Origin of the sequence: Microbacterium aoyamense (genome assembly GCF_023155855.1) — a bacterium.
GTDB lineage: Bacteria > Actinomycetota > Actinomycetes > Actinomycetales > Microbacteriaceae > Microbacterium > Microbacterium aoyamense.
On the sequence record NZ_JAKNUT010000004.1, the window covers coordinates 59,316 to 71,504 of the forward strand.

Annotated in this window: 15 protein-coding genes and 1 tRNA gene; 6 read left to right on the top strand and 10 right to left on the bottom strand. The window is 70.3% G+C overall.

Annotated features, from left to right (window positions below):
- Positions 1-168 precede the first annotated feature (168 nt).
- A complete protein-coding gene (locus tag MA876_RS11560; protein WP_248149016.1) occupies positions 169-993 on the top strand; it encodes a hypothetical protein in 825 nt (274 codons plus the stop codon).
- On the opposite strand, the gene MA876_RS11565 is transcribed toward MA876_RS11560, so the two are convergent.
- On the bottom strand, positions 945-1,859 hold the full coding sequence (locus tag MA876_RS11565) for an aminoglycoside phosphotransferase family protein (protein WP_248149017.1): 915 nt from the start codon (positions 1,857-1,859) through the stop codon (positions 945-947). The genes MA876_RS11560 and MA876_RS11565 overlap by 49 nt on opposite strands.
- Positions 1,860-1,939: 80 nt before the next feature.
- Between MA876_RS11565 and MA876_RS11570 the strand changes: the two genes are divergently transcribed.
- The 4 genes from MA876_RS11570 to MA876_RS11585 all read left to right on the top strand — a co-directional run bounded on the left by MA876_RS11570 (position 1,940) and on the right by MA876_RS11585 (position 6,089).
- On the top strand, positions 1,940-2,719 hold the full coding sequence (locus tag MA876_RS11570; protein ID WP_248150133.1) for a DeoR/GlpR family DNA-binding transcription regulator: 780 nt from the start codon (positions 1,940-1,942) through the stop codon (positions 2,717-2,719).
- Positions 2,716-3,660 (top strand): hexose kinase, encoded by a 945-nt coding sequence (locus MA876_RS11575; RefSeq protein WP_248149018.1) that lies wholly within the window; start codon positions 2,716-2,718, stop codon positions 3,658-3,660. The genes MA876_RS11570 and MA876_RS11575 overlap by 4 nt, the downstream gene beginning before the upstream one ends.
- 37 nt (positions 3,661-3,697) lie before the next feature.
- Positions 3,698-5,737: a PTS fructose transporter subunit IIABC gene (locus tag MA876_RS11580; protein WP_248149019.1), complete on the top strand. Its 2,040-nt coding sequence runs from the start codon at positions 3,698-3,700 to the stop codon at positions 5,735-5,737.
- A gap of 82 nt (positions 5,738-5,819) precedes the next feature.
- Complete coding sequence (locus MA876_RS11585) at positions 5,820-6,089, top strand: HPr family phosphocarrier protein (RefSeq protein WP_248149020.1); 270 nt, start codon at positions 5,820-5,822, stop codon at positions 6,087-6,089.
- A gap of 54 nt (positions 6,090-6,143) precedes the next feature.
- Here MA876_RS11585 and MA876_RS11590 read toward each other — a convergent pair whose 3' ends face one another.
- A complete protein-coding gene (locus MA876_RS11590) occupies positions 6,144-6,782 on the bottom strand; it encodes an MBL fold metallo-hydrolase (protein WP_248149024.1) in 639 nt (212 codons plus the stop codon).
- 109 nt (positions 6,783-6,891) lie between these two features.
- Between MA876_RS11590 and MA876_RS11595 the strand changes: the two genes are divergently transcribed.
- Positions 6,892-6,964, top strand: a tRNA-Glu gene (locus MA876_RS11595).
- Positions 6,965-7,058: 94 nt separating this feature from the next.
- Here the strand turns inward: MA876_RS11595 and MA876_RS11600 are convergent.
- The 8 genes from MA876_RS11600 to MA876_RS11635 form a co-directional block, all read right to left on the bottom strand.
- Positions 7,059-7,400, bottom strand: coding sequence for a UBP-type zinc finger domain-containing protein (locus MA876_RS11600; RefSeq protein ID WP_248149025.1), 342 nt, complete (start codon positions 7,398-7,400; stop codon positions 7,059-7,061).
- A 60-nt stretch (positions 7,401-7,460) separates the two neighbouring features.
- Complete coding sequence (locus tag MA876_RS11605) at positions 7,461-9,092, bottom strand: FAD-dependent oxidoreductase (protein WP_248149026.1); 1,632 nt, start codon at positions 9,090-9,092, stop codon at positions 7,461-7,463.
- 100 nt (positions 9,093-9,192) lie between these two features.
- The gene (locus tag MA876_RS11610) at positions 9,193-9,396 is read right to left on the bottom strand and encodes a cold-shock protein (protein ID WP_214466252.1); all 204 of its coding nucleotides are present in this window, start codon (positions 9,394-9,396) and stop codon (positions 9,193-9,195) included.
- A 239-nt stretch (positions 9,397-9,635) separates the two neighbouring features.
- On the bottom strand, positions 9,636-10,217 hold the full coding sequence (locus tag MA876_RS11615) for a DUF2510 domain-containing protein (RefSeq protein WP_248149027.1): 582 nt from the start codon (positions 10,215-10,217) through the stop codon (positions 9,636-9,638).
- 59 nt (positions 10,218-10,276) lie between these two features.
- Positions 10,277-10,831: a peptide-methionine (S)-S-oxide reductase MsrA gene (gene msrA, locus MA876_RS11620; protein WP_248149029.1), complete on the bottom strand. Its 555-nt coding sequence runs from the start codon at positions 10,829-10,831 to the stop codon at positions 10,277-10,279.
- Positions 10,828-11,289, bottom strand: coding sequence for a peptide-methionine (R)-S-oxide reductase MsrB (gene msrB, locus MA876_RS11625; RefSeq protein WP_248149031.1), 462 nt, complete (start codon positions 11,287-11,289; stop codon positions 10,828-10,830). The genes msrA and msrB overlap by 4 nt, the downstream gene beginning before the upstream one ends.
- Positions 11,290-11,389: 100 nt before the next feature.
- Positions 11,390-11,734: an HNH endonuclease gene (locus MA876_RS11630; RefSeq protein ID WP_248149033.1), complete on the bottom strand. Its 345-nt coding sequence runs from the start codon at positions 11,732-11,734 to the stop codon at positions 11,390-11,392.
- A gap of 10 nt (positions 11,735-11,744) precedes the next feature.
- A complete protein-coding gene (locus MA876_RS11635; protein ID WP_248149035.1) occupies positions 11,745-12,107 on the bottom strand; it encodes a hypothetical protein in 363 nt (120 codons plus the stop codon).
- Positions 12,108-12,189: the final 82 nt, after the last annotated feature.

Sequence of the window (12,189 nt, forward strand, 5' to 3'; positions counted from 1 at the left end):
CCGTCGTGAGAGCGGTGCGAATGTAACAGGTGGATGCCGCGGCATCCGCGTTCTCCACACCCTCGCTGGGGCTGGGACCAAGTCTCACGACCCGTGGGACTCGATTTCTTGTGCGCAAGCTACAAAACCGTGACCAAGCGTTATCTTCGCGGCGGCGATAATGGGGCGATGGAGGTTCGGCCGCCGTGGTCTGAGCAGTCCCGCGAACTCGCGGACCTGCGTCGTCGCGCCTATGGCCCGGGTGGCGATATCTCGGCCGACCCCGCCGCCGTCGCGCGTCTGCACGAACTCGAAGACCTGCTGCGCGACGAGGAGCCGGTGGCCGCGGTGCCGGTCGAGCCCGCGGTGCGCGAGCCGATCCGCCGTCCTGAGGTACCGAAAGCCGAGCCCGCTCCGCAGAGCGCGCACGAGCCGACGGCGGAGGATGCGGCATCCCGAGCCGACGCTCGAGCCGTCGAGGATCGCGCGCCGGCACCCACACGGCGGTCGTGGTGGCAGCGCGTGCCCGTCTGGGGCATCGCCCTGGCGAGTGCGGGACTCGGTGCGGCGATCGCGCTGTCAGCGGTGAATCTCGCGGCTGACCGGCCCGAGGCCACGCTGCAGCCGGCGACGAGCGTGCCCGAGACGCCCGCCGATTGGGACGACCTGGTGCGCGGGTTCGACGGCGATCCCTCGACGATGCAGTACTTCGGCGACTTCCACGAGATCGATGTGTGGGAGCTCCGTTCGCGGATCGGCGCACCCTGCGTCCTGCTCTCGTCGCGAGGACGGCCGTTCACGATGAGCTGCGCTGCGCAGGATCTCGACCCCATCGTGGACTTCACGGTGCAGTCGGGGATGCTGGGCATCCTCAACGATCAACTGCGGGACGGCATGCTCCTGCGCTTCGTCGGGCGCGATGACCGCGTCGACGTGTGGGTGCGCGAAGCGCCGGCCCGCGAGGCTCAGTCGCCGAGGACCTCGGGGATCGCCTCGGCTCCCAGCGCGCCGTAGTCGGGGTTGTCGTCGCTGTTGATCACGAGCATCATCGCGATCGTCGCGGCCCACGCACGGGCACGCACCCACGTCGCGGCGTCGTGGCGCCCTTCGAGCGCCGAGCGGAACCGCGCGCGCCCGCGGGCGTCGAACGCGAGCCACGCGACCGCGAGGTCGTAGGCGGGGTCACCCGCTGTGACGTCGCCGAAGTCGATCAGGGCGACGAGTCGTCCGCCGTCCGCGACGAGGTTGCCGGGGTGCAGGTCGCCGTGGATCCATACCGGGTCCGCGCTCCAGGGTGCGGCGGCGAGGCCGGCTCGCCATACCGACTCGAGCGCATCGACCGACGACGGCGGGAGCGCGTGCGTCTCGCGCAGTAGCGCGACGCGTTCGGAGACGAGCGGCGCACGATCCGTCAACGGCACGCCGCGCACGGGGTTCACGGGGTGGTCGGCGGGTGCCGGTGCGTGCAGTGCGACGAGAGCCGCAGCCAGGGGTCCGGCCCAGTCCGCGCGCTCGGCGCGTGGCACGTGGAGCCCTGCGGTCCCGGCGTACCACGGCACGATCGACCAGTGCCACGGGTAGTGGTCCGACGGCGACCCCGCGAAGACAGGGATGGGGACGTGGATGCCGGTGGCCTCGATCCGCGGGCCGACGACCGGCAGCGCGCGCTGCTCGTGGAGGACGAGCGGTGCCGCGAGCGCACGGCGGGGGAGCCTTACGGCGAGATCCTCGCCGAGGCGCCACACCTCGCTGTCCCACCCCTCCGACGTCTTCGTGAGCGCGCGGGATGCGGCATCCGGAATCGACGCATTCGCCTGAGCCAGGAGGGCGCGGACGACGCGCTCGTCGATGAGCACCTCGGCGGGCGGCTTGTCGGGCATCCTTCGACCCTATTCCCTCGCGGGTATTGCTTTGTGTGGGAATGAGTTGTAATGTGTGGGAAACCAACGAAGGGCGCAAGATGTACGCAACGGAGCGACACGACCTCATCGAGCGACTGCTCGGCGATGAGGGGCGCGTGAGCGTCGTCGACCTCGCCCGCCGCTTCGACGTCACGACCGAGACGATCCGCCGCGATCTCGACCTGCTCGAGCAGTCCGGAGCCCTGCGTCGCGTGCACGGCGGCGCTGTGCCGAACGAGCGCGCCAGCACGACCGAGTCGTCGCTCGGCGAGCGCGCTCTGCGTCACGCGCCGGCCAAGTCCGCCATCGCCCGACGCGCTCTCGACGCCCTCGGCGAGGGGTTCCGGGGCTCGGTCTTCTTCGATGCGGGTACGACGACCGCCGCGGTGGCCGCGCAGCTCGCTCCCCGGCTCACCGCCTCGCGTATCGACGTCGTGACCCACGCTCTTCCGCTCGCGACGGCCCTGGCCGCCGTCCCGCAGGTGTCGCTCTCGGTCATCGGCGGCCGGGTGCGTCCGCTCACCGAGGCCGCTGTCGGCGCCGACACGGTGCGGGCGATCGCGGGCCTGCGCCCCGACGTCGCATTCCTCGGCACGAACGGCCTGTCGACAGGCTTCGGAGCCAGCACGCCCGACGCCGACGAGGCCGCGGTGAAGTCCGCCATCGTGCGCTCGGCGCGACGCGTCGTGCTGGTCGCCGATGCCGAGAAGCTCGGCCGCGAGCTGCTCGTCTCGTTCGCCTCGCTCGACGAGATCGACGTCCTGGTGACGGATGCCGCGCCCGACGCACCACTTGCGGCCGCGCTCGACGACGCCGGGGTGGAGGTGTGGCTCGCATGATCGTCACTCTCACGGCGCATCCCGCGATGGATCGGGCGATCCGGCTCGACGCACCGCTGCAGCCTGGGGAAGTGCAGGCGGCGACGGGGGAGCGGGAGGATGCGGGCGGGAAGGGCATCAACGTGGCCCGCGCCGTCGCGGCCGCCGGTGCGTCCACGGTCGCCGTGCTGCCGCTGGCTCAGGACGACCCCTTCGACGCGGCGCTGCGCGCCACGGGCGTCCCGGCGCTCCGGGTTCCGGTCGCGGGCCGCGCACGGACGAATCTCACGATCACCGACCCCGCGGGCACGACGACGAAGATCAACCTCCCTGGCGCATCGCTCGCCCCTGGCGAGACCGCAGCTCTCATCGCGGCCGTCGTCGACGCGACGGCCGAGGCTCGCTGGCTGGTCCTCGCCGGCTCGCTGCCACCCGGCGTCGGCGACGACTTCTACGTCGAGGTGGTGCAGGCGGTGCGCGCGGCGCACGGCGCGTCCGCGCCACTCGTCGCCGTCGACACCTCCGGCCCCGCGCTGCGTGCCGTCGTCGACCGTGCCACCCCCGACCTCATCAAGCCGAACGACGAAGAACTCGCCGAGCTCGCGGGGGGCGGGCTCGGCGGGCCCGACCTGAACGCAGCCGTGCTCGCGGTCGCACGAACGGTCGTGCCCGACCGGGCCCGAGCGGCGCTCGTGACCCTCGGTGCGCGCGGGGCGATCCTCGTCACCGCCGACGGCGCATGGATCGGGGCGGCTCCGCGCATCCGGGTCGCGAGCACCGTCGGTGCCGGCGACAGCTCGCTCGCGGGCTATCTGCTCGCCGAGTCCGAGGGGGCGGCGCCGCCGGAGCGGCTCGCCCGCGCCATCCGCTACGGCGCGGCCGCGGCATCCCTCGCCGGTACGCAGGCGCCGCGCCCGATGGATCTCCCCACCGCAGACGTGCCGATCTCGGCCATCGACTGAAAACCACACGAAACCACATCGACCACTGGAGGTCACCGTGTCCGACACCATCACACCGGCTCTCGTGAGCCTCGACGCCGATCTCGGCGCCGACAAGGCGGCAGTCATCCGCGCCCTCGCGGCCCGCGTCGTCGCGGAGGGGCGCGCGACCGACGCGGACGCGCTCTTCGCCGACGCGTGGGCCCGCGAGGAGAAGGACGAGACCGGGCTCCCGGGCGGCATCGCGATCCCGCACGCCAAGAGCGCCGCCGTCACCGAACCGTCGCTCGCGTTCGCGCGTCTGGCTCCAGGCGTCGACTTCGGCGCTCCCGACGGTCCAGCCGATCTCGTGTTCCTGATCGCCGCTCCCGACACCGCGGCCGAGGCCCACCTCGCCGTCCTGTCGAAGCTCGCCCGCAGCCTCATGCAGGACGACTTCACGGCGGGGCTCCGCGCCGCGCGAACCGACGACGAGGTCGTCGCGATCGTGCGGGGCGCCATCGGCGAAGGGGACGCGTCGGCGCCCGCCGCCGCGGCAGCGCCCGCCGCGGTCGCGGCTGCGGCCGATGACGGTCACACGATCGACGGTCGCCCCGCGAAGATCGTCGCCGTCACGTCGTGCGCGACCGGTATCGCCCACACCTTCATGGCCGCCGACGCGCTGACCGCGGCGGGCAAGAAGGCGGGGGTCGACCTGGTCGTCGAGCCGCAGGGTTCCAGCGGCTACCAGGCGCTCCCGCGCGAGGTCATCGACGGAGCGGATGCCGTCATCTTCGCGAACGACGTCGACGTGCGCGAAGTGCAGCGCTTCGCCGGAAAGCCCGTCGTGCGCTCAGGCGTGAAGCGCGGCATCGAGCAGCCCGACGCGCTCATCGTCGCCGCGATCGCTGCCGCCAAGGACCCGAACGGCGCGCGCGTGCCCGGCACGGCGGATGCCGCCGGCGCCGGCGGATCGACGCAGAAGCTGTCGTGGGGCGCCAACATCCAGCGCATCCTGCTCACCGGTGTGAGCTATATGATCCCGTTCGTCGCCGGTGGCGGTCTGCTCATCGCTCTGGGCTTCCTGCTGGGCGGCTACAACGTCACCGACGACGCGGCGGACGTCATCATCCAGAACTCGCTGTGGGACCTCCCGGCGGGCGGCCTCGGGCAGTATCTCGGCTCGGTCGCCTTCATGATCGGCGCGACGTCGATGGGCTTCCTCGTCTCGGCGCTCGCGGGGTACATCGCCTTCGCGATCGCCGATCGCCCGGGCATCGCGCCCGGCTTCGTCGCGGGCGCCGTCGCGGTGCTCATGAACGCCGGCTTCATCGGCGGCATCATCGGCGGTCTGCTCGCCGGTGTCGTGGCGTGGTGGCTCGGCAGGCTCCCGGCACCGCGCTGGCTGCGCGGCCTCATGCCCGTCGTGATCATCCCGCTGGTCGGCTCGATCGTGGCATCCGGACTCATGATCCTGTTCCTCGGTCGCCCGATCGCGACCCTCATGGTGTGGCTGACGGATTGGCTCACGAGCCTCACCGAATCCGGTGGCGCGGCGATCGGCCTGGGCGTCATCCTCGGCCTGATGATGTGCTTCGACCTGGGCGGACCCGTCAACAAGGTCGCGTATTCGTTCGCCGTCGCGGGTCTTGCCGCGGGCTCCGCCGACAACCCCGCGCCGCTGCTCATCATGGGTGCGGTCATGTGCGCCGGCATGGTGCCGCCGCTCGCGATGGCGCTCGCCTCGACCCTGCTCGCACGGCCGCTGTTCACTCCGGTCGAGCGCGAGAACGGCAAGGCGGCCTGGCTGCTGGGAGCGTCGTTCATCTCGGAGGGCGCGATCCCGTTCGCCGCCGCCGACCCGCTGCGCGTCATCCCGGCCTCGATGGTCGGCGGTGCGGTGACGGGCGCGCTGTGCATGGTGTTCGGTGTGCAGTCCTACGCGCCGCACGGGGGCATCTTCGTGCTCTTCGCGATCCAGCCCATCTGGGGCTTCGTCGTGGCGCTGCTCGTAGGCACCGTGATCTCGGCACTGCTCATCATCGCGCTGAAGAAGTACGTCGCTCCGAAGGAGCTGCGCGAGGCGGAGGAGTCCTCGGCCGTCGCCGTCGCGGTCTGAGACGCGCATCCGTGCCGTGATCCTCGCATCAGCGGGGCGGATGCGAGAGAGTGAGTACAGGAACGCCGACGAAGGAGAACCCATGGCAGAGCGTCAAGCCACCATCGCCAGCAGCTCAGGGCTGCACGCCCGTCCCGCGAAGCTCTTCGTGCAGGCGGTGCAGGAGAAGAAGATCCCCGTCACGATCGCCGTCGAAGGAGGCAAGGACCTCAACGCGGGCAGCATCCTGTCGCTCATGGGCCTCGGCGCCTCGAACGGCACGGTCGTGACGCTCAAGGCCGAGGGCGAGGGCGCCGAGCAGGCTCTCGATGAGCTCGTGGCGCTTCTCGAGACGGATCTCGACGCCGAATAGCGTCGACCCGAAGAAGGGCGATGGATGCCGCATCCATCGCCCTTCTTCGTCGGTTCAGATCTCGGCGGAACCGCCCGGCTCGAGCGGCAGGTACTCTCCGCCACCCTGTTCGGTCGCCCACTTCAGGCGCGCGTGGTGCATCGTGTGGCCGATCACCGAGAGCGTCATGTCGTGCGTGCCGAATGCGCGCCGCGGGGCGACGGCGAGGACGAAGTCCATCGCCTCGCCGATCTTGAGCCACGGTGCGCCGATCGGTGCGGCGAGCAGGTCCACGGCCACGCCCTTCGGCACGGCGTACGAGTCGCCCGGGTAGTAGAGGCTGTCGTTGACGAGTACGCCGACGTTGTCGATCACCGGGATGGATTCGTGGATGACGGCATGCCTGCCGCCGAAGAACCGGAGCGTGAACGGCTCCACCGTCACGGTGTCGCCGGGATTCACGACGATGATGTCGTAGCCGCCGGCGGCGTTCGCAACGCCCTGCGGACCGTAGACCGGCACGTTCGGCACGGCTTCGCGGATGCGGTCGAGGTGTTCGTTCGTCCAGTGGTCGGGATGCTCGTGCGTGAGGACGACGGCGACGACGTGCGACAGATCGTCGAGCGGCAGGGTGAAGGATCCGGGATCGATGATGAGGGTGCGCCCCTCGAGGTCGACGCGCAGGGCTGCGTGCTCGAATTTCGTGACTCGCATGAGGAGAGTCAACCGTCACCGAAGGGTGGCGGCAAGCATGCGCGCCGAACCGCACCTCGATTTGGTCGGGGTGCCCGACACATGGCATAATCGAACGGTTGTCGCGAACGGCCCCATCGTATAGCGGCCTAGTACGCCGCCCTCTCACGGCGGTAACGCGGGTTCGAATCCCGCTGGGGTCACAAACGAAGGAAGCCCGGTCCACAGGACCGGGCTTCCTTCGTTTTCCACCGCATCAGGGCGAGGACGCGCACCCGCGAGCGTGTCGTATCCGTTCTACCCGCTGAGCTCCTGCTGCCAGTCCGCCGGTACACGTTCGGCCGGCCCGGGGACCGTCTGATCAGCGGGGCGACTGGTCGGGGGTGCGAGCTGAGGTCCGCGAGCGGTGCGCTCCGTGCGGTAGTCCCAGAACCAGTCCTCGCCCGGTTCGAACGTCTGCATGATCGGATGCCCCGACTCGTGCCAGTGGGCCGTCGCATGCTTGTTGATCGAGTCGTCGCAGCATCCGACGTGTCCGCACTTCGCACAGCGCCGCAGATGCACCCACCAGCTGCCGCTCTCGTCGCACTCGACGCAGCCCGTGCCGCTCGGCGGAACGTCGGGGTCGATGTCGTCCATGCGGTCAGACTGCCAGAGAGCTCGGGAACCCGCCAGGGCGGGCTCCGGCCGGCCTCGACCTCACCCCGCCAGGGCCCGGTGCACCGACGCGACGGCGCTCGACCCCTCGCCGACGGCGGCGGCGACGCGCTTCATCGATCCCCGCCGCACGTCCCCTGCGGCGAAGACCCGCGGTGTCGACGTCTCGAACGGCAACGGCTCGCGTCCGACGCGCTGCCACTGCTCGAGGGTCTGCACCGCGACATCCGTCCCCGTCCGCAGGAACCCGTCGTCGTCGCGATCGAGGGCCGAGAGCCAGGTCGTCGCGGGCTCGGCGCCGATGAAGCAGAAGAGCCCGCGCGCGTCGACCTCGCCGACGCGATCGATGCGTACGCGCTCGAGCGACGAGTCGCCGTCGAGCCCCACGACCTGCGAGCGGGTGAGGACGTCGATGTGCGGATCCTCCTGCAGCCGATCGACGAGGTACGACGACATCCGCGTGCCGAGATCGTCGCCGCGCACGACGAGGCGCACGGGGCAGCCGCTCGCCGAGAGGTACAGCGCCGCCTGACCCGCCGAGTTCGCCCCGCCGACGACCACGACGGGCGACTCTCGCACCTGGCGCAGTTCGAGCGGGGTCGCGGCGTAGAAGATGCCGGCACCCTCGAACTCGTCCCATCGCTCGAGGTCGAGGCGGCGGTAGGCGGCGCCCGACGTCACGATCGCGGTGCGGGAGCGGATGATGCGACCGTCGCTCAGGGTGATGTCGAGGTTGTCGCCGACCGGGTCGAGCGCGACCGCTTCGCACGGCGCGTAGACGCGCACGCCGAACTTGAGCGCCTGGAGCGAAGCCTGGCCGATGAGGTTGCCGCCGCTCACCCCGAACGGGAAGCCGAGGAAGTTCTCGATGCGCGACGTCGCGGCGGCCTGCCCGCCCGGTGCGACGGAGTCCAGTAGAACGGTGCTGAGCCCCTCGGATGCGCCGTAGATCGCGGCGGCGAGTCCCGCCGGGCCACCGCCGACCACGACGAGGTCGACGACCTCGTCGCCGTGCGGCTGATAGCTCAGCCCCAAGCGCTCGGCGACCATGCCGGGCGTCGCGCGGAGCATCGGCTCGCCCTGGATGAAGGCCACCGGCAGGTCGGCGACCGTCATGCCGTGCTCGTCGAGGTGCCCGAGCGACCCGGGTTGCAGTTCGACGGCGGTGTGCACGAGATCGAGGCGCTCGGCGAACCGTCGCAGATACATGAAGTCGCGATTGGACTTCGGGCCGACGAGCTTGAGCGTCAGGGACGCGGGGCCGTGACGCAGCCCTTCGCGCCGCGCCCACAGTGCGTGCAGGATGATGTCGGACAGCTCGTCGTCCTCGGACATGAGCCGGCGCAGCGCGGCGTAGTCGACGCGACGGACGCGGCTCGGCTCGGTCGCCCGACACGACAGGAACGGGCTCTGGCCGTTGAGCAGACCGAGTTCGCCGGCGAAGGCCCGCGGGCCCATCGTCGCGATCACGACCTCCTCGACCCACCCGAGCGAGTCGCGCACGATCTCGACTTCGCCGTCCTCGATGAGGATGAGGTCGTAGGCGGGGTCGCCCGACCGGAAGAGGTAGTCGCCCGGCTCCACGTCTGCGGGCTCGCCGAAGGCCAGCAGTCGCTCCCACTGAGCATCGGTCAGAGTCGGGCGCTGAATCGGATCGAGCTGGACGTCCTTCACAGCAAAGAGGGTAGCGACAGAACGGGGCTGCAGGGCCGGTTCCGGGAACGAGAACGGCCGAGGTGGCTCTCGCCACCCCGGCCGGACTCAGATCAAGTGATCAGAGCGGACGGATGTTCGCCGCCTGCATGCCCTTCGGGCCGCGCTCGGCCTCGAACTCGACCTTCTGGTTCTCGCGGAGCTCCTTGTAGCCTTCTCCGGTGATCGCGCTGAAGTGCGCGAACAGGTCGGCGCCGCCGTCATCGGGAGCGATGAAGCCGAAGCCCTTCTCGGAGTTGAACCATTTCACGGTGCCAGTGGCCATCGTGTTATTCCTTCTTTTCTGCGGGCCGCGTGAGCGGCCATGTGTGCCGCTCCGACGTGTGCGGAACGGACGTTTCGGGGACGCATCCGGCGGATGCTGTCGTGGGATGGGGAGGGTGGAGGTCGGAGGTCGGAGGTGACCGTCCGGGCGTCACGATGTCTGCAACTCCGGCTTTCCGCACGGAGGAGTGGACGCATGACCCGAGTGGGCAAGACGACCTTACCGCAATTCGCTGGACATCAGCGGTACCGGTAGTGGTCGCCCACCGACGAGATCCATGACGCGAAGGTGCGGGCCTCGGCATCCTGACCCGTCGCGACGTACGTCAGCCAGGTCTGATCGGCGACCTCGACGACGATGTGCACAGCCAGCGGGTCGACCGATCGCTTGAGCTGATGCGGAGTGATCTGCCCCCGGGGTCCGTACAGCACGCGTGCGACGGCGGGCTTCTCGAGACGGCCGCGGCGCAACAGGTCCACCCCGGACTCGACGGATGCCCGCGCACCCGCAACGGGCTGGCTCAGCATCCCGAAATGGATCCACTTCCCGTCGACGACGATGCCCGCGAGGGTACGCTCCTCACCGCTGAAGCGCGTCCGTTCGGTCCAGCGCGCGCCGTCCCACCAGCGCTCCCTGCCTCGCCCGTCGTCATACCAGCCGGCGACCGTTCCCGACCCGACCGAGGGGGCCGCGGCATCCGTGTGAAGTTCGAGGTCGCGTTCGCGGAAGTCGACATAATGCTCGGTCCATCGGCTGCCGTCCCACCACCGCTGCTTGCCGGTGCCGTCGTCGTACCAGCCCGCTTCCGCCGATGTTGACATGCAGCGAGGATACGACGGATGCCGCGACCCGCGAGGGCCGCGGCATCCGCCTTGGGTCGTTACGCCGTCGCGTCGGCGCGCTTGGGGAGCACCCAGCCCGCGCGCGGGAAGTGGCACGTGTACCCGTTGGGGTAGCGGATCAGGTAGTCCTGGTGCTCGGGCTCGGCCTCCCAGAACGGGCCCGCCGGCTCGATCGTCGTGACGGCCTTGCCCGGCCACAGGCCAGAGGCGTCGACGTCGGCGATCGTGTCGCGCGCGACCTGCTCCTGCTCGGGCGAGAGCGGGAAGATCGAAGAACGATAGCTCGACCCGATGTCGTTGCCCTGGCGGTCCTTGGTCGACGGGTCGTGGATCTGGAAGAAGAACGACAGGATGTCGCGGTACGACGTCTGGGCGGGGTCGAACTCGATCTCGACCGCCTCGGCGTGGCCGGGGTGGTTGCGGTAGGTCGCGTGGTCGTTCCGGCCGCCCGTGTAGCCGACGCGCGTGCTGAGCACGCCGGGCTGACGCCGGATGAGGTCCTCGACGCCCCAGAAGCAGCCGCCGGCGAGGACGGCGGTCTCGGTGCCGGGGTGCTGCGTGATGGTTCCGGTGTCGGTGGGTCCGCTGGTCATGATGCGTTCTCCTGATCGGTGGTGAAGAGTGTGCGGTAGGCGCCGTATCCCTCGGACTCGAGGTCGGCGACAGGGATGAAGCGCAGTGCGGCCGAGTTCATGCAGTATCTCAGGCCCCCGGCATCCCGTGGGCCGTCGCGGAAGACGTGACCCAGGTGGCTCGAGGCTCCCGAGGACACGACCTCGGTGCGCGGCATCAGCAGCTTCCAGTCGGTCTTGGTCGACACGGCGTCCGGGTCGATCGGCTTGGTGAAGCTCGGCCAGCCGGTGCCGCTGTCGTACTTGTCGGTCGACGAGAACAGCGGCTGACCCGATACGACGTCGACGTAGATGCCGGCGGCGTGGTTGTTCCAGTACGCGTTGCGGAACGGCGGCTCGGTGCCGGCCTCCTGCGTGACGGCGTACTGCAGGTCGGTGAGACCGCTCACGGCCTCGGGGGTTCTGGGGTAGTCGGTCATGGGATTCCCTTCGGGATTCCGCCCCTGGCTGAGGCGTCACTGGAGAGAACGCCTGTCGCCGCCGTTCTGGTCCCGCGAAGCTGGGAGCGCGCCGTGAGTTTCAGCCCGCTCGGAACGCGCCGATCACTTCCACCCACGAGCGCAGGAACGCCGGCTCGTCGAGCCTTCGCCGCCGCATCCACGACGTCACCTCTTCGTTGCACTTGCTCGCGTTGCACGATCGGCATGCGGGCACGACGTTCTCGAGCGTGTACCGCCCACCGCCCGAGATCGGCAGGACGCAGTCCTTCTGCAGTGCCACACCGTCCGCGCCGCAGTAGGCGCAGCGTGCCCACGCATCCAGAATGCGGAACCACTCGGCGTCCGTGAGGTCGCTTCCGGATGCCGCGACGCGCCGCGATCGTCGCCGCGCCGCGCGCGCCTTGCGGGTCTGGGCAGGGGCCATGACGCCGACGCTAGCGCTCGCCGCGCGTCGCGGCTCGCTGCCGCGCCAATCCGAATCCTCGACGGCTGCGAATCCCCTGCATGACTCCTCCCGAGAGTTCCCGCGGACCGGCGATATCGTCGAAATCCCCCAAGACTCCGCCCAAGAAGACGAGCACGAAGAAGCCGTCGCAGTCGAAGTCGAAGCCGACGCAGTCGTCGAAGCCGAAGCCGAAGCCGTCGCAGGTGTCGAAGCCGTCGCAGGCGTCACAGCCGAAGCCGAAGCCGTCGCAGGTGTCGAAGCCGTCGCAGGTGTCGACGCCGACGCAGGCGTCGACGCCGACGCAGGCGTCGAAGCCGACGCAGGGGTCGCCGAAGTCCGATCCCTTGTCCACGGCCGCCCCTGCCGCGGAAGCCCGCGAGCACGCCGAGACCGCTCGAGGGGCTGCGCCGCGCCCGGCGGTGACGAAGGCGCCC